This is a genomic window from Brevibacillus sp. SYP-B805 (assembly GCF_011059135.1).
Lineage (GTDB): Bacteria > Bacillota > Bacilli > Brevibacillales > Brevibacillaceae > Brevibacillus_F.
The window spans coordinates 44,276-67,989 of record NZ_JAALGD010000013.1 but is presented as its reverse complement, the minus strand read 5'-3'; the positions used below and the strand labels follow the sequence as shown (position 1 = coordinate 67,989).

General features: G+C 52.6%; 20 protein-coding genes. 5 read left to right on the top strand and 15 right to left on the bottom strand.

Going from position 1 to position 23,714, the window contains the following annotated elements; all coding sequences use genetic code 11:
• Positions 1-24: 24 nt before the first annotated feature.
• From G3578_RS15755 to G3578_RS15725, 7 genes are all read right to left on the bottom strand, one after another.
• A complete protein-coding gene (locus G3578_RS15755) occupies positions 25-1,881 on the bottom strand; it encodes a WG repeat-containing protein (RefSeq protein WP_165213917.1) in 1,857 nt (618 codons plus the stop codon).
• Positions 1,882-2,250: 369 nt separating this feature from the next.
• Positions 2,251-3,078 carry an aldo/keto reductase gene (locus G3578_RS15750; RefSeq protein WP_165213916.1) on the bottom strand — a complete coding sequence of 276 codons (828 nt, stop codon included), beginning with the start codon at positions 3,076-3,078 and terminating at the stop codon, positions 2,251-2,253.
• Between the two features lie 141 nt (positions 3,079-3,219).
• Positions 3,220-4,833, bottom strand: coding sequence for an MDR family MFS transporter (locus G3578_RS15745; RefSeq protein WP_165213985.1), 1,614 nt, complete (start codon positions 4,831-4,833; stop codon positions 3,220-3,222).
• 39 nt (positions 4,834-4,872) lie between these two features.
• Positions 4,873-5,349, bottom strand: coding sequence for a MarR family winged helix-turn-helix transcriptional regulator (locus G3578_RS15740; protein WP_165213915.1), 477 nt, complete (start codon positions 5,347-5,349; stop codon positions 4,873-4,875).
• A gap of 153 nt (positions 5,350-5,502) precedes the next feature.
• Complete coding sequence (locus G3578_RS15735; protein ID WP_165213914.1) at positions 5,503-6,714, bottom strand: MFS transporter; 1,212 nt, start codon at positions 6,712-6,714, stop codon at positions 5,503-5,505.
• A gap of 229 nt (positions 6,715-6,943) precedes the next feature.
• On the bottom strand, positions 6,944-7,591 hold the full coding sequence (locus G3578_RS15730) for a CPBP family intramembrane glutamic endopeptidase (protein WP_241254657.1): 648 nt from the start codon (positions 7,589-7,591) through the stop codon (positions 6,944-6,946).
• Between the two features lie 174 nt (positions 7,592-7,765).
• Positions 7,766-8,014: a GlsB/YeaQ/YmgE family stress response membrane protein gene (locus G3578_RS15725; RefSeq protein WP_165213913.1), complete on the bottom strand. Its 249-nt coding sequence runs from the start codon at positions 8,012-8,014 to the stop codon at positions 7,766-7,768.
• A gap of 223 nt (positions 8,015-8,237) precedes the next feature.
• Between G3578_RS15725 and G3578_RS15720 the strand changes: the two genes are divergently transcribed.
• Positions 8,238-9,251, top strand: a complete 1,014-nt coding sequence (locus tag G3578_RS15720) for a DL-endopeptidase inhibitor IseA family protein (RefSeq protein ID WP_165213912.1) — start codon at positions 8,238-8,240, stop codon at positions 9,249-9,251.
• Positions 9,252-9,332: 81 nt separating this feature from the next.
• On the opposite strand, the gene speE is transcribed toward G3578_RS15720, so the two are convergent.
• Both speE and G3578_RS15710 read right to left on the bottom strand, forming a co-directional pair.
• Positions 9,333-10,229, bottom strand: a complete 897-nt coding sequence (gene speE / locus G3578_RS15715) for a polyamine aminopropyltransferase (RefSeq protein WP_165213911.1) — start codon at positions 10,227-10,229, stop codon at positions 9,333-9,335.
• 195 nt (positions 10,230-10,424) lie between these two features.
• Positions 10,425-11,405, bottom strand: a complete 981-nt coding sequence (locus G3578_RS15710; RefSeq protein ID WP_165213983.1) for an NAD(P)H-quinone oxidoreductase — start codon at positions 11,403-11,405, stop codon at positions 10,425-10,427.
• 438 nt (positions 11,406-11,843) lie between these two features.
• On the opposite strand from G3578_RS15710, the gene G3578_RS15705 reads away from it, so the two are divergent.
• Both G3578_RS15705 and G3578_RS15700 read left to right on the top strand, forming a co-directional pair.
• Complete coding sequence (locus G3578_RS15705; RefSeq protein WP_165213910.1) at positions 11,844-12,449, top strand: TetR/AcrR family transcriptional regulator; 606 nt, start codon at positions 11,844-11,846, stop codon at positions 12,447-12,449.
• Between the two features lie 77 nt (positions 12,450-12,526).
• Positions 12,527-13,678, top strand: a complete 1,152-nt coding sequence (locus tag G3578_RS15700) for an acetyl-CoA C-acyltransferase (RefSeq protein WP_165213909.1) — start codon at positions 12,527-12,529, stop codon at positions 13,676-13,678.
• A gap of 287 nt (positions 13,679-13,965) precedes the next feature.
• Here G3578_RS15700 and G3578_RS15695 read toward each other — a convergent pair whose 3' ends face one another.
• The 4 genes from G3578_RS15695 to G3578_RS15680 all read right to left on the bottom strand — a co-directional run bounded on the left by G3578_RS15695 (position 13,966) and on the right by G3578_RS15680 (position 19,134).
• On the bottom strand, positions 13,966-15,150 hold the full coding sequence (locus G3578_RS15695) for an acyl-CoA dehydrogenase family protein (RefSeq protein ID WP_481752752.1): 1,185 nt from the start codon (positions 15,148-15,150) through the stop codon (positions 13,966-13,968).
• Positions 15,151-15,209: 59 nt separating this feature from the next.
• Positions 15,210-16,286, bottom strand: coding sequence for a dimethylsulfone monooxygenase SfnG (gene sfnG, locus G3578_RS15690; protein ID WP_165213907.1), 1,077 nt, complete (start codon positions 16,284-16,286; stop codon positions 15,210-15,212).
• Between the two features lie 131 nt (positions 16,287-16,417).
• Positions 16,418-17,569 (bottom strand): FMNH2-dependent alkanesulfonate monooxygenase, encoded by a 1,152-nt coding sequence (gene ssuD / locus G3578_RS15685; protein ID WP_165213906.1) that lies wholly within the window; start codon positions 17,567-17,569, stop codon positions 16,418-16,420.
• A gap of 95 nt (positions 17,570-17,664) precedes the next feature.
• Positions 17,665-19,134 (bottom strand): 4-hydroxyphenylacetate 3-hydroxylase family protein, encoded by a 1,470-nt coding sequence (locus G3578_RS15680; RefSeq protein WP_165213905.1) that lies wholly within the window; start codon positions 19,132-19,134, stop codon positions 17,665-17,667.
• A 345-nt stretch (positions 19,135-19,479) separates the two neighbouring features.
• Here G3578_RS15680 and G3578_RS15675 point away from each other — a divergent pair, with 345 nt between their 5' ends.
• A complete protein-coding gene (locus G3578_RS15675; protein WP_165213904.1) occupies positions 19,480-20,130 on the top strand; it encodes a TetR/AcrR family transcriptional regulator in 651 nt (216 codons plus the stop codon).
• Positions 20,131-20,320: 190 nt separating this feature from the next.
• Here G3578_RS15675 and G3578_RS15670 read toward each other — a convergent pair whose 3' ends face one another.
• Positions 20,321-21,226, bottom strand: coding sequence for a vanadium-dependent haloperoxidase (locus tag G3578_RS15670; RefSeq protein ID WP_165213903.1), 906 nt, complete (start codon positions 21,224-21,226; stop codon positions 20,321-20,323).
• 633 nt (positions 21,227-21,859) lie between these two features.
• Between G3578_RS15670 and G3578_RS15665 the strand changes: the two genes are divergently transcribed.
• Positions 21,860-22,366, top strand: coding sequence for a P-loop NTPase family protein (locus G3578_RS15665; protein ID WP_165213902.1), 507 nt, complete (start codon positions 21,860-21,862; stop codon positions 22,364-22,366).
• A 316-nt stretch (positions 22,367-22,682) separates the two neighbouring features.
• Here the strand turns inward: G3578_RS15665 and G3578_RS15660 are convergent, their stop codons facing one another.
• The gene (locus G3578_RS15660) at positions 22,683-23,630 is read right to left on the bottom strand and encodes a toll/interleukin-1 receptor domain-containing protein (protein ID WP_165213901.1); all 948 of its coding nucleotides are present in this window, start codon (positions 23,628-23,630) and stop codon (positions 22,683-22,685) included.
• Positions 23,631-23,714: the final 84 nt, after the last annotated feature.

Genomic DNA, 23,714 nt, shown 5'->3' with positions numbered 1-23,714 from the left:
GATGACGGATGACCTTTGAGGCATTTACGCGTGAAAAGACTGCCAAAACGGGCCGCTTGTATCAATGATGGGCATGATCTCCCTGTAGGGGATGCGGAATGTCGGAAAGCCTGCGGCAAACGGGGCGATTTCATAAGGGGCAAAGTAGAGATGAAGCGCATCTGCCGTGACATAAAAAGGCTGATCCGGCTGGATGCCGTGATAGCTGTCCGGAAACACATAGGAATACTTCGAATCGTTCCTGATCTGCTCCCCGACGATATCGCTGAGCACCTGGACGTAGTTGCTGTTGGGCTTGAACAGATCCTTCAGCCGATAGATCCTTCCCGTCTGCAGATCCACATGGGCATAGATCATGGAGGGCATGCCGTGAGCGGCACCGAACGGATACTGATACCCCGTCAGTTCAAGCACCACCAGGTGATCCCGGAAAAACGCCACGGAAAAGTCACCGGAATAGCTGGAATCCAGCTGTTGGTCGGGAGCGATCGGTTTCACCTGCGCCAGCTCTTTCAACCGCTGATTCACCCGCTCCTGCGCGGCCCTGTCCGCCATGCCTTCGATCTGCGGATAGTAGAGTATATAATCGTTGTTTGGCGCGAACTTTCTCTCTCTGACCCGATACGGACCTGACAGCGGAATGACGGTATTCTGTCTCCAGACCAGCCGACCTTTCCGGTCATAATAGGAGACCCGCAGATCAACCGCAGCCCTGATCAAGCCGCCCGCCACGGATAACGTGCCCGCTCCGCCCACCATCGGCAGGTTTTTGGCGATCTTCCCGCTGCGGTCAAGAAAAAAGGTGCGGCTGCCGTTATTGGCCGAAGCGTAGCCGTTCCGGTAGTTTGTCACGTCACGGTACAGAAAGTCGCTCAGAAAACGGCCGTTGGTAGTGGCAATCGCATAGATCGAACCAACATACGGCTGGTCTGGTCTCTTTGCTTTCCCGACTGCGACCCTTCCCTCCCCCAGCAGCTGAATATCGTTGTATGCCGGCTTGATGAGAAAGTTCCCTTTTTTGTCTATCAATCCGTATTGATTGTGGAGGGGATCTGTTGACACATTTACAACGGCCCTTCCCTGTTCAAAAGGCAGCGCCGAGGTGTACTGGGGCGGAATCACAACCGTTCCCTTTTCATCCAGGTATCCGTGAGGCCCATCGCTCTTCTCCTGGAAAGCCAGCAGCCCATCGCCCAGCGGCCCTACGAAGGCGTACGGATAGGTCTGAAGCCGTTCACCGCCGCGGCCGATCAGGGCGAATTCCCCCTCTTTGATCTGCACGACCGCCCTGCCGTCCGCAAAGTCTCCCCCCGAGGCAAACTGCGCCGGTATCGCTTCCTGCCCCCGCCGGTCCAGATACCCGTACAGGCTCCGGCCTTCCGCATCCGTCTGCGAAAACAAGGCTTTCCCCTCCTGGTACCTCCCGATATAGGCGTACGGTTGGGGCGTGAGGATGTTGCCGCTTTCGTCGATCACCTGAAACCCCTCGTTTTCCTTCAATACCGCAGCCCGCCCCTCGGAGAACCGGGTAATGGTGCTGTAGACAGGTTGTACCACAAAGCTTCCGCTGCGGTTGATCAAACCGTTTCTGCCGTTCAGCTGCACAACGGCAAGCCCGTTTGGCTGAAACTCCTCGGCATATTCAAAGCGGGGGGAAATGGCAAACCGCCCCTTGTCATCGATATAGCCCCATTTGACCCCATGGACCGTGCTGAGCGATGCGGGATAGAGAAGGGGAGCGGCTGGCTGAAGCGTCGTCCGCAGCTCGTGGATGATCCCTTTCGCCACGGCTATTGACTCTTTCGCCTTGGTCAGCATGCCCGCTTTCACCTGCGCATTGGCAACGTGGTACCAATAGATGACATCCTGTTCCTTCCACATGCGTCGTTACTCCTCGTAAAGATATTTTTGATATCGTATGTGGAAGGAAGCGGGGTGGTGCCCATCAAAAAAACACGGCAGAAGCCGTGTCAGTGTTCAGACAAAGTCGGTCGATCATGAGTAATGGTTCCTGCTCGCTCTCTTGACGACCCGCGAGGAAGTGGACTTTTGTCCGCTTCGAAACGCGACGCGGGCAGGGGGCTCAACATCTGGGCGCCTCAGCGATGTGAGACTCACTCCCCTTGGGACCCCGCGTCTTTGTTTCTCCGCTGAGTCGGTCGTCAAAGGAGCTCGCCTGGCCCCATTCCTCCATGCCCCAAACAGAAGTTTGTCTTCAGTCTGAAACACGGCAGAAGCCGTGTTTTTGACTTAGAAGTTGAAATTGTCCGGATCGGGGCCGAATCGCTTGTTTTCGTTCAGCTGGCCGATTTTTTCCATATCTTCCTGGCTGAGCTCGAAGTCGAAGATATCGGCGTTTTCCTTCAGCCGGTTCTCGTTGACCGATTTGGGAATGGTAACCACGCCATTTTGCAGATCCCAGCGCAGCACAATCTGGGCGGGGGTTTTTCCGTATTTTTGGCCGAGTTCCTTCAGCAGCGGCAGGTCGAGGTTGCCCTGCATCAACGGGCTCCACGCCTCCAGTTGGATCCGGTAATCCCGGCAGAACGCCAGCAGCTCTTTTTGGGTCAGCAGCGGATGATATTCCACCTGATTCACCGCGGGGACCACTTCGCTGTCCGCCATCAGGTCCTGCAGATGATGGATCTGGAAGTTGCTGACCCCGATGGCCCGGACCACGCCGTCCTTGTACAGCTTTTCAAGGGCTTTCCACGTTTCCTTGTACTTCCCTTTGACGGGCCAGTGAATCAGATAGAGATCGACATAGGAGACGCCCAGTTTTTGGCGGCTCTCTTCAAAAGCCCGCAGCGTCGCATCATACCCTTGATCCGCGTTCCACACCTTGGTTGTAAGAAAGATCTCCTCGCGGGGGATACCGCTCCGCTGAATCGCCTTCCCCACGCCGGCCTCATTCCCGTAGATGGCCGCCGTATCGATGCTGCGGTACCCAAGGCGCAGGGCCGTGGAAACGGCGTATTCCACTTCCTCCCCTTCCTTGGTCTTCCACACCCCAAGTCCAAACCAGGGCATCTTCACCCCATTGTTCAGTACCGTATAGTCCGCAATATGCTTTGCCATAAGCTCCTCCTCCCTTTCTCTGTCCTACTGGAACTATACTACAAAAAGAGGATGGAAAAAATTCCTTCCGCACATGTTTACATGAAAAAGAAGCATCCCGCCCCACTATGACAGTGAAACGGGATGCCTGATTGTTGGCGTTCACACCATTTCCTGTTGGATCGAAGACGCTGCTTCCTTGTCGGCCGGACTCGTTTGCTTTCCATCTGCGGCTATCTTGACTTTTCTGAGGAAGAGGGTAAGAACCGCCCCCAACAGCACAAATCCCATCCCGTACAGAAACACATGGTGCAGCGTCTCCACCATGGATGTTTTCAAAATCGGCAGCAAGGTATCCCGGATCGCTGCCGGAATCTTTTGCAGGGCTTCCGGGCTCAACAGCATGGAATACAAGCCCTGTGGATTGGTCTGAATCATGGATTCAAACTGATCCACCATGCCATGGGCCTTCGGCGGGAGCTTCTCCAGATAGGGAACCAGCCGATCGGTCAGCAGGTTGGTGGATTGATGATTCATGATCGCTCCCAGAATCGTCGCCCCAAAAGTTCCGCCAATCTGCCGGAAGAATTGGCTGGAGGAGGTGACCACCCCGAGTTCCGATTTGGGAAACGCCTCCTGCAGGGCCAGCGTCGTAATCGGCATCACCAGCCCCATTCCCAGTCCCAGTACAATCATGTAGCCCATCGCCGTCATTTTCGACGTGTCCATCCCCATGGTGGATAAGAGCCAGAAGCCTGCCCCCATGATGAGCATGCCGGCCATCATCTGGGTACGTGCCCCGATTTTGCGCACCATCCTGCCGCCCAGGATGCTCATGGCCATCATGGAGAGCATCAGCGGAAGCATGATCGTGCCGGACGAAGAGGCGCTGATGCCCACGATCCCCTGCATAAACAGCGGAACAAACATGATCGCCCCAAACATGCCGACAGCCATCAGAAACCCGATGCCGTTGATCAGGGTAAACGTTCTGTTTTGAAAGAGGCGCAGCGGCAGAATGGGATCGCTCACTTTGGATTCCACGATGACAAATGCAGCGAGAGAGACCAGGGATAATGCAAAGAGCGAGAGTTCCTGCCAGGATGTCCAGGCGTAGTCTTTCCCGCCCAATGTCAAGGCCAACAGCAGGCTGACCACCCCGACGATCATGGTAACCATGCCCCAAACGTCAATCTTGGGAGCATCCTTTGCGGAATGGCTGCGCAGCCCCAACGCGATCAATACCGTGGCGAGAATCCCGACCGGCAGATTGATGTAAAACACCCATCGCCAGTTGGCCGCGTCTACAATCCATCCGCCCACCTGGGGACCAATGATGGAGGAGAGACCAAAGACCGCCCCAAAGATCCCCTGCCATTTGGCGCGCTGCTCGCCGGTGAACAGATCGCCGATGATAATCATGGCCATCGGCATCATGACGCCGCCGCCAATCCCCTGCAAACCGCGGAAGATGATCAGCTCCGTCATCGATTGTGCCGCACCGCACAGCGCGGAACCAAGCATAAACAGCACCAATCCGGCCACGTAAACCGCTTTGCGGCCAAGTATATCAGCCAGTTTCCCCGCGATCGGGACGACGGCGGTGGAACTGAGCAAATAAGCCGTGGTCAGCCACGTCATGACCCCCAAGCCGCCAAGTTCGCCGACGATGCGCGGCATGGCTGTCCCGACGATGGTATTGTCCAACGCCGCGAAAAGCATCGCGATCAGAAGTCCTGCAATGAGGACGCCTCGCTTGTTTTCTTCATTTCCGATATCGCCGGAGAATACTGCTTCTTTCTCTGTCATCAACCTTCACTCCTTTTCTGGTTGTCCAAGATCTTCATGCGCGGAGTCTCTTGTGACAATGCGAGCCAGCTTCTCAAAAATACGGACGAGGGATTCCAATTCCGCATGTTCCAGTTGGCTCAGGTACTTCCGGATAATCTGCTTGCGCTTTTGCGCAGCCTGCTCCAACACCTTGGCGCCCGTCCCGGATAGTTGGACATACACCACTCTGCGGTCCCGTTCATCCCGGTCCCGCAGGACAAACCCATGCTTCACCAAACGATCCACCATGGCCGTAATCGCGCTCGGCTTCACCCGCATTTCCTCCGCCAATGCCGTCACGGTGCACCTTCCCTTTTTGGAAAGCAGGTTCAAAATAAAAAATTGGGGCCCGGTCAAAGCCGGTTCCTGTTCAGACAGCTCCGGCCCCAATTTCCTCATGGTTTTGGCGAACGCCAGCTGAAGCCTGTCGATACTAGCTTCAATCTCATCGTTTGGCTGCATGATCAATCACCTCTGTCAGCGTCGCATGGAGCGCCTGTCGTATATCTTTCTTACTAAAATTCTAATGATGATAATATTTAACCTGTTTAAATATATACGGTGTAAAACAATGATGTCAACCCCATGGCATTCATTTCCTGAAAAAAAAACCATCTACTCGAGATGGGAGGTTTCCGGTCTCACCGGGATTTCCAGCTTGCGGCTGCACAGGATCAGAAGCGCATTGGACAGCAGCACGCCCATGGTGATATAGAAGACATAACGGATATCATAGGAGGCCGCAACCGAACTGCCGATCAGCGGTCCCAACAGGTTCCCCAGAAATTGACTGGACGAGTTGAAGCCGAACGCTTTCGCCTGCATCTGCCGTGGGGCCAGCTTTTTCACCAACACGTTGAGCGAGGGCAGCATGCCTCCGACAAACAAGCCGAGCAGAAAACGGCTCACCAGCAGGACGAGGATGCTGTGTGTCAATGCTTGCGGCACAAAGGTGACCGCCGCCATCGTCAACGACAGGATCAGCACTTTCCGCTGCCCGATCCTGTCCCCGATGCGGCCGAGCAGGGGAGAACCGATCAGGTTGGCGATCCCGGCCATCGCCACGACAAGCCCTGCAATCAGTTCCAAATGGGAGCCATGATACAGCATTTTGGTATAGATCGTCAGAATGGGCTGGATGGACATCATCCCGACTTGTGTCACCATGGTCGCAATGAATACGGGAAGGAGCGGAAGCAGTTCCGCCCAGGCCGCAGCCGCCGCCCCATTCCCCTCTGCCTTGATCTGCCAGGACTTGGCCGACACATTCTCTTTCACAAACATGGCCACAATCAAGGAAGCGAGCAGGAGCAGCAAACCGGTGATAACAAAAACGCTCCGGAAGCCGAACACTTCCGCCAGCACCCCGCCGCCGAGCGGGCCGATCAGGCTTCCGGCCATCTGGCCGGTCTGCAGCGTTCCCAATGCCTTGCCTGAATGTTCATCGGGCGTAACAGATGCCTGCAGCGAGATCGACATCGAAATAAAGCCGGAAAAGATGCCGTTGACCAGGCGCAATACCAGCAATTGCCACGGGGCGTTTGCAAAGCCCATGATGATGGTCATGACCCCCATCCCGATCCCGGCGCGCAGAAGCATCACCTTGCGCCCGTACTTATCCGCCAGAGAGCCCCACAAAGGCTGGAAAATAACCGCCGTAACGGATTGGGCCGCAAAGATCCATCCCGTCCACTGCGCCACCTCCGCCATCTGATGAACCCCCAGTTCTTCGATAAACAAGGGCAAAAACGGGATGATCAGGCTGACGCCGGATACCGCGATAAAATTGGCCGCCCACAAAATCCATAATGTTCGTTTCCAGTTCATTCGCTATGCGCCTTCTTTGCATGATTTGCATGAAAAGTGAAAAGTCCTTCCGCATGCTGGAGGACTCCTTCTTGGGTAGGCAGTTTACATTTTGTTAACATCATATCCAAATATTATTATAGTTCTTAACATTTGATTGGTAAACAGATGACCAAAAAGAAACCAATTACATTTTGAACCGCCTCCAGGTCGACAGCAGGGCGGCTCACGTTTGCCGATGCAGATCCAGTCAGGCCAAAAACAGGGCGTATACCCCCATGATCCCGGCATCCGCCAAAAGATGGCTGATGATCGAGCCCCACAGCGAACGATGCAGCTGCCTCATCATGGCCCAGATCATGCCGGCCAGAAAGACGGGAATCATCACAATCAGGTTAAACGGCCAGGCAAACAAAGAGATGACGGAAAGAACATGGTAAACGCTGTAGCCCAAAGAGGTAAGAAGCATGATCGTGCTTGGGCGGAATCTTCCTTCCAGCTTCCTCCACACATACCCCCGCCAGTACATTTCTTCCAGAAACGGATTCACAAGCATCAAGATCAGCATATACCAAATGACATGATCCCCCGAAAAATGCCATTTTGCCAACAGCGCCTGCAAGCTGGCTTTGTCAAACAGCTCTTCCTGCAGAAAATACCCGCCGAGCATGATCGCCAGAAAGAAAAGGAGTCCCAACCCCATACCAAGCCATACATTGGTGCGATGAGGAAGGAATCCCAAATACCGCATTGCCTCCGACCATCTTTTTCTTTGGATACCGAACAGATCGCCGAAAGGAACGGCAAGGAGCCAACCGTAAAAAAGAAGAAACGTGAACGGTACACTGTTCATCACCTGCAAGCCTGCCAGAATCATCAAAGCGGGTCCAAGCATCATGATACTCTGCCTCATCATATCTCCACCACTTCCTGGTATTTCTATCACACACATCTTATCGGGTCATAAGAAAAGAGAGTAGTACTATCTTTCCATAGTACCTCTCCCCAAGAAGAAAGCCGTGTTTCGCCAAAGGAAACACGGCAGTTGTTCAGTTCAAGCCGTCATGCGTGTTCAGTCCCGTTTTTTGCTGACCAGGCTCCACAGCCAGGTAAGCACGATGGCGCCGATGGCACCGGCAATCACGTTGTACCCCGCAGCCAACCAGCCCCAGTCGCCCAGCAGCAAATCCCCGAGCCAGCTGCCAACCAGCGCAGCGATCAGCGATGCCCACCACCCCTTGCCGGCCAGTGCCCCTGTCTGCCAGTAGCTCATGATCCCCCAGACAACCAAGCCAACCACAGCCCAGACAATCCAGAACATCGCCATCCACTCCTTTCATGTGATGATAACGATTTCATGATGACCGATGAGGAAGCTTATCTGTCTGCTACTATCATATTTGGTTCGCACAAAAGTGTTCCTGCACGTTTGCCCGGTCCGAAACGGGGGCGTGCCTTGCAAAAATTTCCGTATCTGGTGAAACCCACGACCAAACTTTCCGTCTAACCAATTGGAATCATTTCTCAAAATGGAGGGCTACACCATGAACAAAAGCGTTGTTTCCTTATCGTCAAAAATGATTGCAGCCGGTCTGCTGCTTGCCGTGTCTCTCCCCGCTGCTGCATGGGCCAACGCCGGCAGCGTCAGCAATCCCGCCACAAAAGGGGCTGCAGCTGCGCAGTCCGCCGAACAGCTTCGGCTGGAGCAGCTGGAGCTGGCCGTTCGGCCGGATACGGCGGAGAAAGCCATCGACATGTTTGTGAAAAGTCTGCAGACGCGAAACGGGGCATTGCTCTTCGCCATCCTGACGCCGGAAGAAAAACCGCGCAGCTATGCGCAATTTGCCGGGCAGAACTGGGTGTTGGGCGGTTCTTCTCCCTGGGTGAAAGGATACCGCGTGGTGAAGAGCGTGGAAAAAGATGACGCCACGACGGAATACAACCTGCAGTTATTCGAATATACCTCCCTGGGTTATCTGGGCAATGAAAATGTCGCCGTTACCGTGAAAAAACAGGAGGGTTACTGGCTCATCGACAAGTATACCCCCGTCCAATACGATACGGGCATGGAACCATGGTCAGAACAATTAACGAATGAAACGGTTCTTGGCTTGGTGGCAGAAGCCCAGAAACGATACTGGTATCTGGCGAGCGGCGGAAAAGGATATCCGTATCCGGCTTCCCCCCAATTTACGCCTGCGGGGACGGATACGGTATATCGATGGCTGAGCGAAGATATCGACACAACGGAAGAACTGACCGCTTATCTCCGCGATGTATACGCTGCCGATGCCGTTCAGACTTATCTCAACGACCTGCTCGCCTCCAAGCAGTTGATCGTGGAAGGGGAACGCTTGGCACAACCGGATGCGGACAGCGGCAGCTTGCGGGATTGGGGAAAAGCAAAAGTGGTGAAGCTGCAGCAAAACGGGCAGCAGGCGACCGCTACCCTTGAGGTGCCCCTCGGAGAAAGCGAGACCGAGACGTTTACCGTGTCGTTTGTGTATGAAAAGAATGGCGTGTGGAGAATTGCCACTTCTCCGCGCATGATCCGATAAACCCGCAAAGAAACCGAGGATTTCGCCTCGGTTTCTTTGCTTGCCATTGCTTGGGATGAGCTCCTCCGACCGCCGCCATGGTTAGCGACCTTCAGTGGCCCCTTCATCCACGATCGTTCTCACGTATTTCGGCAGCACAAAGGCGGAACGAAACACCTCCGGGTCAAGATACTGCGTATCCGTATGCTGCAGCCGGCTCAGATCTGCCTGAACAGGGTCCCACTTCTTGGAGGCAAGCGTAAAACTCCAGATGCCGCTGGGGAAAAGCGGGATGGCTGCCAAATACGTGCGGACGATGGGGAATAATGCCCGCAGGTTGTTGACCGTCCCTTTCAGCGTGGACGTGTTGTAAAAGGGAGAGCCTGACTGAATGACAACGACGCCGTCATCGGTCAGACAATCATACACATGCTGGTAAAATTCCGGTTTGTACAGCTTCTTTGCGGGGCCGTAGGGATCCGGCCGGTCAATGATCAGGATGTCATAGCTTCCCTTGTGCGCCTGAACCCACTCCAGACCATCGCGATGAACCATGCGGACCCGCTGATCGTGTTCATAATAGGAGGCAGGCGTCAACCATAACCGGCAGACCTCCGTCACCCGCTGATCAATCTCCACCACATCGATCTGCTCAAGGCCTGCATATTTCATCGCCTCCCGCGCAGGCCCGCAGTCTCCCCCGCCGATCATGGCCACCTTCTTCGGGTCCGGATGGGTCACGATGGGAATATGGCTGATCATTTCGTTGTAAATAAATCCATCCTTGGTCGAGACCTGCGGGGTTCCATCCAATACCAGCATTCTCCCAAAGCCTTTCGTCTCGACAATACTGATCTCTTGAAACGGGGATTGCTCATAATGAAGCAGCGTGCTGATTTTATAGCCGGTTTTCACGCGAATCTTTTCCACGTAATTCCACAGCCAAAGAATCCCGCGATCGTCTTTCCGGTAGCACGTAAGAGAGTCCCGATCCGTCATCCCCCTCACCTTCCGTTTCACTCTGGCATTGTCTACATAAAATATGCAGGATTTTCGCATCCTGCTCTGTTTCAATGGCACAAAAACACGCTGGATTCTTTTTCTGCGGCCTGCCAATCAGGAGGCCGCGCAGGCCATCCGTTCAGGCAAGCACGCCTCCCCCCCTGTCATGGCAGCCGCAAACGGAGAAGTCCCTTACCGGCTGATCCGCAGGACGATCTTGCCCGTATTCTGGTTCCCTTCCATGCGGGCATGCGCCTCGTTTACCTCCTGCCAATCATAGACGGAATCGATAACCGGTTTGAGCCGTCCGTCCGCAAAACGAGGGAGGGCAAAGGGGGCAAACTCCTGCGTCAATGCGATCTTATCCTGGACCGATCTCGTCCGAAGCGCCGATCCGATGATGTGCAGCCGCCGGGCAAGCAGCAGGCCAAGATTGACGTTCGGCACCTTGCCTCCCCCCATGGTGCCGATGAGGATCATTTTTCCCTGGTCAGCCAGGCAGTCAAGATTCTGCTCCCAATAGGAGGCGCCGACCAAGTCGAGGATGAGAGGCACCCCTCTGCCCGCCGTCGCTTCTTTCACCCGATCCGCAAACGGCCCGGTCCGATAGTCGATGGCCAAGTCCGCCCCCAGTTCCAGACAGGTTTGCCGTTTGGCTTCACTGCCCGCCGTCACGATCACGCGCGCTCCTGCTTCCCGCGCCAGTTGAATCGCCGCCGTCCCGACGCCGCTAGCCCCCGCATGGATCAGCACCGTCTGCCCGCTCTGCAAGCCACCGAGCCAAAACAGATTGAGGTAAGCCGTCAGAAACACTTCCGGAATCGCCGCCGCCTCTTCGAAGGAGAGATTCTCCGGGATCGGCATCGCCATTTGGGCGGGAATCACCACCCGTTCCGCATAGCCGCCACCCGGCAAAAGAGCGCAGACGCGATCCCCCTCTTTCCATCCCGTCACAGCCTTTCCAACGGCGGACACCACGCCCGCCATCTCCAGGCCCAGGATGGGGGAAGCCCCTGCCGGCGGCGGATACAGCCCCCGTTTTTGCAGGAGATCCGCACGATTCAAGGCAGTCGCTTTCACGTCGATCAGCAGCTCGTCATCCCCCATCGCAGGTTGGTCGGTTTCTCCGATGAAAAGTCGTTTGGTGCCTTCCTCAACGAATACGGCTTTCATCCGTTTCATATCCTTTCACGCTCCTGTCATTATTTCCTCCCGGTGCAAGCGGCGGGCCTCTTCCAATCGCTGCATCGGACCGATCCTTCCCATTCTAAATTCAAAAATAATACCCTTGAGTTAACAAGGGTTCTACAAAGTGTGCCCGATGGATCAAGCTGTAACGTTCACATACGTTACATTTCGTCGCTTTCATGGGCTTTTCCTCCTTCCGATTTCCTTTGCCAGTTTCGTTGTTCGTGGAGAAGACGGACAGTGCGGGTAAAGGGACGACTCTAAAAAGTAAGGGCATTGAAACCTGCCCACCCCGAAAGTTAGTGCTTCTTTTTATGTATGAAGATCGCACGCAGACAGCCACCAGCGTATTTACAATGGCAATTGATGGAAGTATACTTAAAATAGTACCGATCGGTCTTAAAATTGGGGGTATGCATGCTCATGGGGAATCGCAGGGGAGAACAAACCAAGGCCCTGATCGTACAAAAAGCATCGAAACTTTTCAACTGCCAAGGATATGCGGCATCTTCCATTTCCGACATCATGCACGAAACCGGTCTTGGTAAAGGGGGAATTTACAACCACTTCGAAAGCAAGGAAGAGCTGATGCTGAGCGCTTTTTCCTACTCGATCGAGATGATGACCCATCACTACAGCGAAGCGCTGGCTGGAAAAAAAGGATGCCTGGAGCGTCTCCTTGCCATCGCCTCCGTCTTTGAAGGCCTCGCTGAACGGGAGCTGCTGCCAGGCGGTTGCCCCATTATGAATGCGGCGATTGAGGCTGATGACGTCGATCCGCTGCTTCGCGAAAAAGCTCGTGAAGCAATGGATGGCTTGCTTGGAATGGTACGCTCTGTTATTCAGAAAGGGATGGAAAAGGGCGAGATTAGACAAGATGCAGACCCTGAGTTTGTGGCGACCGTGTTTATCTCCACGCTCGAAGGGGCGTTAATGCTGAGCAAACTTTATTGGAACCCGGAATATATGAAAAGAGCCGTTCGTCATCTCCAGTCGTTTCTTGCAGCAGAACTATGCCAGACGATCTAAAAGAAGCCTCAGACGGCATTTTTTGCCCAAAAACAGACTGATCGGTCTTAAAAATTCTTACGTTAGGAGGCATTGCTGTGAAAGCTGAAAACGATGCCGTGATTGTGGATGCCGTTCGCTCACCAATGGGAAAGAAGAAAGGAACCTTAAGCCTCACCCGTCCGGATGAACTTGCCGCGCAGGTGCTGCGAGCCTTGGTGGAACGAAATCGCTTGGACCCTTCGCTTGTCGAAGATGTGAAAATGGGATGTGTGACGCAAGTCGGGGAACAGGGGGGCAATATCGCTCGCCTGGCGTCATTGCTCGCAGGCTTTCCGGTCGAGGTTTGCGGCGTTACCTCAAACAGGGCATGCGGTTCAAGTCTGGAAACCCTGAATCAGGCGGCCCATGAAATCATCGCCGGAATGAGCGATGTGGTGATAGCCGCCGGTGTTGAAAGCATGAACAGGGTTCCCATAGGCAGTGACGTAACAGCTCCCAATGCCAAACTGTTGGACCTGTACGAAATCATCCCTCAAGGGGTATCGGCTGAGAGAATTGCGCAGAAATGGGGGTTGTCCCGACTTGAATTGGACACCTACTCGCTGAACAGTCATGAAAAGGCGTTGAAAGCCCAGGCCGCCAATCGATTTGCCGCCGAGATCGTCCCTGTTCGGGCTGTTTCCCCGGACGGCAGCCTTGTAGACTTTCGCAGCGATGAAACCCCGCGTGTCACCAATCTGGAGAAAATGGCGGCCCTGAAGCCCTCCTTTCTTCCCGAGGGTGTCATCACCGCTGGAAATTCAAGCTCGATCAATGACGGTGCCTCTGCCGTACTGCTCATGTCCCGGAAAAGAGCAGCCCAGCTCGGGTACAAACCCAGGGCTCGTGTCGGAGCCACGGCAGTTGCCGGTGACGATCCCACGCTCATGCTGACAGCCATTATTCCCGCCACCCGAAAGGTGCTGCAAAAGGCGAATCTAACGCTTGGCGACATCGATCTGTTTGAAGTAAACGAGGCGTTCGCTTCCGTAGTCCTCGCCTGGGAAAGAGAGATAAAACCTGATCCAGACAAGGTGAACGTAAACGGGGGAGCGATTGCCTTGGGTCATCCCCTGGGAGCGAGTGGAGCCAGACTGATCACGACGATGCTGTACGAACTGGAGCGTCGATCTGCGCGTTTCGGCTTGGCTACGCTTTGCATCAAGGACGGGATGGCGGTGGCTACGATCATCGAACGTGAAGAGTGAAACGAGCAAGCCATATTGAAAGCCTTGGCTGGCTGCCATGCGCAGTAATCGGCAACGTAACGTTTCCATTTGCTTGGAAGATTGGACTGATCTCTTCCCGCCGCTGAACCTTCATGACGGCTGATCCCTCCGTATCACGGGCGCTTGGCCATTAGCGTTAAGATGGACAAAATGAATATCCATTCCTGAGAAGCCAACTGGTGCGAATCCATACAAGGGCGGGATGTCCCGAGTCTTGCTCCCGGAACATCCCGCTTTTATGCGTCTGCTGCAAAAATGGTACGGCGTCAGTCTCCGCCCTCGTACCACAATTCAAGCGGCAGGCCGACGAGCGATTTGCCGATCCACTCGCGCGCAATATTGTTGCTCGGCCCCATGGCGATGCCTGCGCGCGCGTCGCGGAATATCCGCTCGATCGTCCCTTTTTTGTAGCCGTAGCCGCCGGTCACGTCAAGCGCCGCTTGGGCCGCCTTGTTCGCCACTTCAGCCGCATGAATTTTGAATTCCACCAGCGGCAAGAGCAGTTCGACCTGCGGCCGGCCCTGCGCCTGCAAGGCGTCCAGCTGCTCGGCGAGCGATCGCTGCCAAGGTTTCAGGCTTTCGATCAACACCTTCGCTTCGGCAAGCTGCTGGCGAATGACCTGATAATCCGCTAACCGCTTGTTGAAATCGCGGTGGATGGTGTTTTTGACATGATTGGTTGCCGCCTCAAGCGCCGCCTGCGCCACGCCGAGCCAGGTGGAGCCAAGGCCGATCAGGTATACCGGAGAAACGCCGCTCTCCAGTATTTCGCGGCCTTGCCCCTCCTTACCGAGCTTTTCCCTGGCATGAACCCGCACATTTTCGTATTTGATCGGCCCGCTGTGGTTGCCGCGCACGCCCAGTGACTCCCATACGCCTGGGGTAATGCCCGGCAGCTTGCCGTCGACGATGAAAAAGCTGACATCCGTCGGCGTCTGCGCGCCCGGCGAACGGGTCTGGAATACATAGAAGTCCGCCTGGCCGGCGCTCGTGGTAAATGATTTTTCCGCGTTCAGCAGATAATTTTCCCCGTCGCGCGCCGCTTCGCTGAAGTTGAACCACCAGTGGCCGCCGGATGCTTTCTCGCTGGTGGAATACGTGCCGATCTTGCCGCCGCTTACCGGAGTGAGCCAACGTTCTTTTTGATCATCGTTGCCATACAGCACGATCGTCTGCACCGCGCCGACATGCATGACATACACGAGCGATGTGGAAGCGCACCCCTTGGCAATTTCCTCCGCCGCGATGGCAAACGCCACGTGGTCCAGTCCTCTGCCTCCCCAGCGCTCGGGAATGAGCACCCCGTTCCAGCCGCTTTTGGCCAGCACGTTCAGGTTCTCCCTCGGAAAAATGCCTTCGCGGTCGATTTGCTCCGCGCTCGGCTTGATCGTCTCTTCTACAATTCCGCGAATTTCCGCCCGCAGCGCATCATAATCCGGCCCTGTTCTCACCGATGTTTGCACCGTCACGTTTCTTCAACCTCCTTTTTCTTCCCTCATTTTGCCTATCGTCAATTGGCGCCTACCTGCTCAAGCGCCGCCTCTTTTGCGCGCACGAGCGGAATAACTTTTTCGCCGAATGCCCGGATGTCCTCGTCATAATGCAGGAAGCCGACCAGAACCAGATCGACACCGATTTTCTTCAGTTCGATGATGCGGTCCGCCACCTGCTCCGGCGTGCCGATCAGACCGGTCTTGAATCCGTCGTTGTATTGCACCAGATCTTCAAACTGCGACTCCGCCCACATGCCTTCCCGCTCCGGCGACGCTTTGCCGGCAAACTGCACCTGGCTGCGAAAACCCTCTACCGCTTCCGGATCGGCATGGCGGATAATGTCGCGCAGCACTTCCCGCGCTTCTTCCTCGGTATCGCGCACGATGACGAACGCGTTGGCGCCGTATTGAAGCTTGCGGCCGTATGTTGCGGCAAGCGCCTTGATTTCATCAATCTGCTTTTTGAACCCTTCCAGCGTGTTCCCGTTCATAAAGTACCAATCCGACACTTTGGCCGCCATCCGCCGCGCCGCCGCCGAATTGCCGCCCTGGAAGACCGGAGGAAGCACATACGGCTTCGGTTTGTGCGGTGCGTTGTTGATCCGGTAAAAATCGCCGCGGAAGTTCGTTGTCTCCTCGGTCCACAGCTGCTTCAGCACCTGGATGAACTCTTCGGAACGGCGGTAGCGCTCGTCATGATCGAGCCAGCTTTCGCCGAAGCCGTGAAACTCGCCCTTGAACCAGCCGCTGACAATATTGATGGCGGCACGGCCATGGCTGATCTGGTCAAGCGTGGTGATCGCCTTGGCGATCGTGCCGGGATGCCAAAGCCCCGGCAGCACGGCGGCAATCAGTTTCAGTCTGGTGGTCACCGCCGCCAGCGCGGATGCAAGCGTGATCGCTTCCAGCTGATTCTCGGCGCCATAGCTGGCGATAAAGCGGGTTTGCAAGAGCGCGTATTCAAATCCCGCCTGCTCCGCGAGCTGTGCGTAACGGGCATTGTCTTCAAATGACCATCCGGTTTTTTGCGGAAGTTTGGAGATGACAAGCCCTCCGCTGACATTCGGCACCCAATAGGCAAATTTTAATGACATGATCATCACCTCATGTTTTTTCCCGGCTTGTCCCGGGTATGTGGATTTGCTTTGCCGGCATTTAAAAAGACGCCGGCATGAAACGTGCTGGCGCCTTTAGTGATCTAATCGGCCCTGTGGTTATGAAGCTGTCACCGGCTTGATAAGGAAACGCGGTGTTCCGGAATCTTATTGTTGGCAATCACCTCCCCAAAAGGACTGATGAAGGCGCGGTCGCCCGCCCCGGCAGGCTTTTCGATGCCGAGCCTCGGGAAGAGAAGTTCTGCCACGCGGTAGGCTTCCTCCAGGTGCGGGTAGCCGGAAAGAATAAACGTCTCGATGCCAAGCGCCTGATATTCTCTGATGCGCTCCGCCACCTGCTCGGCGCTGCCCACAAGCGCCGTGCCTGCCCCGCCGCGGACGAGACCGATGCCCGCCCACAAATTCGGGCTGACAACCAGTTTCGAACGGTCCCCCTTGTGCAGGTCGGTCATGCGCCGCTGTCCCACCGAATCCATCCGGGCGAAAATCTCCTGCGCCGCCGCAATCGTCTCCTCGTCGAGATGCGCGATCAGTTGATCGGCCGCTTGCCATGCGGCCTCTTCCGTCTCCCGCACGATCACGTGCAGCCGGATGCCGAAGCGGAGACTGCGTCCCTTGGCCTCGGCAAGTTTGCGCATCCGGCCGATCTTCTCCGCCACCTGCTCCGGCGGTTCGCCCCAGGTGAGAAAAACATCGACATGATCGGCCGCCACTTCGAGCGCTGCATCCGACGAACCGCCGAAATAGAGCGGCGGATAAGGTTTTTGCACCGGCGGATAGAGAAGCTTGCCCCCTTTGACGGACAAATACCGCCCGGTGAAGTCAACGTCCCGGCCTTCGAGCTCTTGTCGCCAGATCTGCAGAAATTCGTCCGTCAGCGCGTAACGCTCGCCGTGCGGCAGGAACAGCCCGTCGCCTTCCAGCTCCACCGGATCGCCGCCGGTCACCACATTGACGAGCAGTCTGCCGCCCGAGAAACGGTCAAGCGTCGCCGTCATGCGCGCTGCGTTGGTCGGCGAGATCAGGCCGGGGCGCACCGCCACCAGAAATTTGAGCCGCGTGGTGGCCGAAATCAACGAGGACGCGACAATCCACGGATCTTCACACGATTTGCCCGTCGGGATCAGCACTCCTTCATATCCCAGATTGTCGGCAGCTTCCGCAATCTGGCGGCAATATTGAAGCGTCACCGCCCGCGCGCCTTCCCGCGTGCCCAAATACCGCCCATCGCCATGAGTCGGAATAAACCAGAATACTTCCACGCCTTTCACTTCCCCTCTCCACTTTGCCTTGATCGTCCGGTTCGCATCCCAAAGCCGTATCTCTTTCAGCCCTTCATCGCTTCACCACCTTTACGTCATCCTCGTTGCTGTCCAATTTTTGTCAGACCGCCTTTGCTCGTCTCCTTCAGCAAACTCCAGATCGGTTCCGTAAGCTTCTCCTTGGGAAACGAATTGTACAAATTGGCATATCCGCGCACCGGATCCCCGGCATAAAAACGCTCATACAGCTGATGCCGGGAGCCGAGCGGGCTGCCGATCAAATCCCAGGCCAGCTTGTAGAGCTGCACTTTCTTCTCCGCGCTGACTGTCGCTCCTTCGAAATAGCGGTGCATCAGTTCCGAGATCGGCCCGTAAAAATCTTCCACGCTCGAAGGCACCTGCACAAATCCTCCTGCCCCCACCTGCTGCAAAATTTCAATCGCCCTCGGATAAAAGCGGGTGCCGATACATCGCGCCGTTTCGATATAGTTCAAATCCGGCACCAGCACGCCGGCATCATCGTACCGCGCTTGCGTTTCCGACGCGATGACAAGCGCCTTGATGACGTCAATTTGCGTGAGCAGTTCGCCCAGTTTCTCCTGAACGTGCAGAAATCCGGATGCCCCGATCGCCTCCGCCACCGCGAACGCAACGCCGGCCACAAACTCCAGCTTGGCGACAAAGCGGACAACGTTCTGGTGAAACGCGAGCGAATTGACCGTCCGGTTGCCGCGAAGCGCAAGCACCTTTTGCGCGTCGCCGTACAACAGCACCCGCTCCCAGGGCACCAGCACATCGTCGAAGAACAACACGGCATCCATCTCATCGTATTTGGCACTGAGCGGATGATTCAGCTCCTGTCGGGCGGCGAACGATTCCCGGCAGACGATGTGCAGCCCTTGGGAACAGGCCGGCACGATCAGCACATGCGCGTGTTTGCGGTCCTCGTCCTTGAATTTCAGGAAGGAAAAGAGCACAAAGTCATGCGTGTAAGGCGCCCCGGTGGCGATCATTTTCGCTCCGCGGAGCACGATACCGTCTTCCGTCTCGCGAACGACATGCAAAAACCGCTCGGCGATGCGTGCATCGTCCAAATTTTTGGAACGGTCAATTTGCGGATCGATGATCGCGGTTGTCAGAAACAGATCGCGGTCGCGCGCCTTCTCGTAGTAAGCGGTGATTTTGCGGGCGAACTCAGGGTCAAGTCCGGACAATTCCTCGCGCGCCGCATACCATCCGGTAACGATAGATCGCGCGTAATCGGACAGCCTGCTCATCATGCCGCATGTTTCACTGGACCACCTCGCAAACGCCCGGCTTCGCTTCGCCAGTTGTTCCGGGCTTCGCGGAACCAGAAAGGAAGCATGGGCATAACGCCCAGTTTCCGGCACATAGTAGCCGACCTCTTCTTGCGTATCGGGATGATCCAACATGTTGAACAATGTTTTGATCGTCTGCAGCGTCCCTTGAAATGCGGGGTGCTCCGGGAGCCGCTCGACCTTCTTGCCGTCAAGCCAAACCGAGCGCCCGTCGTTCAGACTTTTTAAAAAAGCTTCCCCTCTCAAGTTGTTCCCCCTTTGTTTGCAAAACAACTATAATTCCAATTGAATTACTTGGGTTTATTTATTATGATAGCTACAACCCAAATCATTTCAACAATCAATATCATTGGGAATGTTGTTTAAAACATACTTTTATGGGTTCTGTTGGATAACCACGCAATCATCCACGCTTTCGCCCCAGATTGTTTTTTTCGTCAACTGCCGGTGAAAAAGCGCTCGAATCGCGTATCTACCGTCTGTTCTACCCTCCACACAAGGGCGGCAGACCTTTTTCAAGTTTTCTTCATGTTGTTTTTCCGACAATCATGTTTAATCTGTTGGACTTTGTGTTCGAGGAGTGATGGTAACATGCACGATCAGGATGGAAGAGAATCCCGGAAGGAAGCGAGGGAGAAAGACCGGCGCATCATGCGGACGCGCGGCATGATCATCGAGGCCTTTCTGGAGGTGCTCCGCCAAAAAGAATACGCCGACATTACCGTCATCGATATTGCTGAGAAAGCGAACATTAACCGTTCCACCTTTTATGCGCATTACATGGACAAAGATGATTTGCTGCACAGCATGACGCAGGAGAAAATGGAGGCGCTGAAGCGTCTGCAATCCGTCAGCCCCAAGTCCGGTCCGGCCGATTCGGTCGCGCCCGCTTTTCATCAGCCGGATCGCTACTATGCGGCTCTGTTTGAGCATCTGGCCGAACATGAACGTTTTTATCACATCCTGCTGACCAAACAGACGCCCGCAAACCTGGGGCAAACCATGCAGGAGGTGCTCAAGGAAAGCTTTTACAAGCGGATCGCCGCTCTCGAACTTGACCAGAAACTGCAGGTGCCGATCGATATTTTGCTCGACTATATCGCTTGCGCAACGCAGGGGATTATTGTCAAATGGTTGGACAACAACCGCATGTACTCCCCCCACTACATGGCGCTTCAACTGACAAGATTGTCGCTGCTCGGGGTGTACAAGGCGATGGGCATGAAAGTAGAGCAATCCTAGCACCGCCATGGCGCCACGGGTCCGTTTGGTCAAATCAGCGGTTGAAGCAGAAAATGGCCGGAAAACGATGAATCGTTTGTCCGGCCATTTCGCACCATCAGTACTACGCACTCCATCTATGTTGACGATACATGTGAGATCCAAAGAAATACTTCCTACCAAGTTGACGGGAGTGTTGGCGTTGTCATTGTTAAACGGCTCTTGATCTAATTCTGTAGGAACGTCCTTTGTTTCTAATAAGTTTTGTCTTCTTTTTCATTTGACTCTTCCTGACCTTAGACTGACAGCGTTCGTTAAAACGAAATGGAATGACTTGACTGTACGGAGGAGGCGGCAGTTTTGCCTTGCGATTTTCTTGAATCGGAACATCAATCGGTTGAGATTTAGCGTTCCTTTCCTTCCTCAGTTCAGCTACAACAATTTTGCCAATTTGTCGTCCAACACGTAATCCTTGTTCATTGTCGATGGGGAAATGTACACCCGCATACAAGCGTGATTTCGCACATTCTTCTGCCAGTTGCTTCAGTCGCTTTGATTCACCGGGGAAAAAATAACTTAAGATGACTTGTGCACATCCAGCAACCGCTGAGTGACCGGAAACGTAAGCAGGAAAACGAGGCGTGCAAAGTATGGTTGTCAGCTTTGGGTCAAGCTGATTAGGGCGGGCAACGTCCCAACGATATTTATAAAACCATGTGACCACTAACGCATCGTTAATTCCAGCCTGTACCGCCGCTAAAATTCGTGCTGCCCTTGCTGGGGATATACCGTATGTGTCAATTAAACGGTCAATGATCGGGGTAAACTGTTTAGTCGCAACACCTGTCCCCCAATACTTGGCGACTCTGATCTGTTGCTTCGTTAATTTTTTTAACGTTTTTTGAACAATCTTTAGTTGTTCATCCCACCTGATTGAGTTGGGGTCTCGGATGGACAGTTTCACTCTTCTTCCGTTCCGGTCTCTAATAGCCCCACTTCGATCTAATCGAATAAAATACGTCGACCAGGAACCGGCCAATGGATCAACTGGATCGGTTGGCGGCTTTTTTTCACCTGCATAAGGAAGTTTGGACCAACGCGGATACATAAACCGCATTCCCTGCACCTCTTCCATTCATTTGACTTAATTCTTAATATGCGAAATTAAAAATGTTACGTAATGAAAATGTCTAGTAAACAGCACAAAAAAACAGGTTCTTAATATCAACTTAGGCCCAAAGAGAAAACCCTTCCACACTTGTAGAAGGGTCTCATGACTGTTGCAACTTGATTAATTTTTTCTCAACAACAGTGAAAAGCACTCCACATGACTGGAGGCAATTAGGACAGCCTATGCAAAATGAGCTGCCAACAAAATCCAATTTTTCTGTAACCCTTGCCTTCATGGAGAATATTAATCAAAACCCTTTGTTTCTGCGTTATATCAGGCAGACTGTCTAGGTCGCCCCGTTCAAGTTTATTATCATGATATACCCAGTGGCTCGTAACCAACAATAGTATCGTCAGGGAAAGTTTACGGTCTTCTGACGTGCCTGAAATTTTTCTCAAATTTCGGCTAGACGCAAAAAACCACCCTTATGTGGTTAGAAAACTTTAGAGCAATTTACTTAAGACAGTATCTGTAATTTCAATGGTGCATTATAATTCTTATTACGAACGGGCAGGTTTGTTTAGCGATTATAGCACAAAGGAAATAAACATTACCTTTGTTAATATGAGGTGATACCGTATGAAAAAGGTTCTTATAACTGGAATTGTAGCTAGTGGTAAGACAACACTCGCAAAGCGGTTATCAGAAACAATTAAAATTCCTTGGTATGAGTTGGATAGTATCGTTCATCATCAAACTGAAACAGGGAGATATAAACGGACAGCAGATGAGCAGATTGAGGTTATTATGAACATTGATAAAAATGGGGCTTGGATATTTGAAGGCACAGACCGAAAATCATATCGTTGTTTATTTGAAATGGCAGATACAATTATTTTTCTTGATACGCCACTGTGGAAACGCATAATAAGAATTCTAACCCGGTTCCTCAAGCAAAATCTTGGTATTGAAAAGTGTAACTATAAACCTGATATTAAGATGTTAAAATCGATGTATAAATGGACGCGAGATTTTGAAAAAAATAGAGAAGATTTTGAATCCCGGTTACAGTTATATAAAGACAAAGTCATTAGACTATCCGATAATAATGACTTGAACTTTCTTACAAATTCGCATCACCTATAAGCACAGGCTAATTATAAACCGCACAAATCTATATAGCGGTCTTTTTTTGTTAGTACGTAATAGACCAACAAAAATGAGGGGTGCGCCCCCTCTTTACTATTTCCGCCAATACATCTCCGATTTAATTGTTCTTCCGCACTAACAGTGAACAGCATTCCACATGTGTGGAGTAATCAATATAACTGTCAGTACGGAATGTGTTGCCAACAGTTCAGTTTAAATAACTTTTAACTTTGCTACGTAGTAAGACACAGTCTGAATTTTAATAATGTCCTAGCCATATAAGAGCCAACAGCAAAAGTGTAAAAATAATTAATTAAAACGGTAAGTTATCATCAACAATTTCAATTTCATTGTTTTGAGGACCTACTAACAATCCATATTTATCCAAAATTTTATTAATTCTTTTCATAATTTTTGTTGACTTAAAAATTGACTCATTATTTAATGAATTATCTTTTATTTTTTCAGCAAATCTTTTTGGTAAGTCATCAATTTCTTCGATTAATTTCAGATAATTATCTGCCTCGTCTTCATTCTTGGAAAACAAAAATAAATCTACAATTATAGCCATCATTTTTTCTTTTGTTTTATTATGAGTAATAAGAATTTTAAAAATTGCATGGGCTACTTCAGCTATTGTTTTACCTTCACCTTGGAAACCTTGATATTTTCCAAAAAAACCATAGGGATCCATTCCTTTTCTAATGGGTATTACCAATACATTTCTACCCATTGCAATACCAATTTCTTGATCAGTCCACTTACTCTCATTAAAACCGGGAGTGAGAATGGCTACTAATGCATCCATGGTAAAAAGGGCTTTTTCAATTTCTTCTAACCATTCCCTAGTAGGTTCAATGTCCTCATGGGCAACGAATGCTGATATTCCATATTTCAAAAGTGATTTCTGTAGTTTAGCAGTTTGTTCTTTAAAAGAAGCAAGATGACTAAGAAAAAGTTTAAAGTAACCCCTCTTCCAAAAGTCAGGAATTTCTTGAACAGTTGAAGATTCTATTGAAAGTTCTACTGAAAATGGATGATCTATCCCTAGTTCATCAGCTATTTTTAAAATTTTAATATTATCTACGTTCTTTAAGAGTTCTTTAGCATATACCCATTTGCTATTAAAGCTTGTTCTTGTAAGATTATAATTGGTAATTCCAAACCCAGACAAAAAAATATCGATATCATCATAAGTCATTATTTCTTGTAGTTTTCTAGCAATTTTATCTATAAGTTGAAACCTTTCTATTTGTTTCATGGGACTCACCCTTATTAGAAAGAAAATGTTTTCTACGATCGTGCGTTCAAAACAATTCCCCACTGTTTCAGGTTGTAATACTTA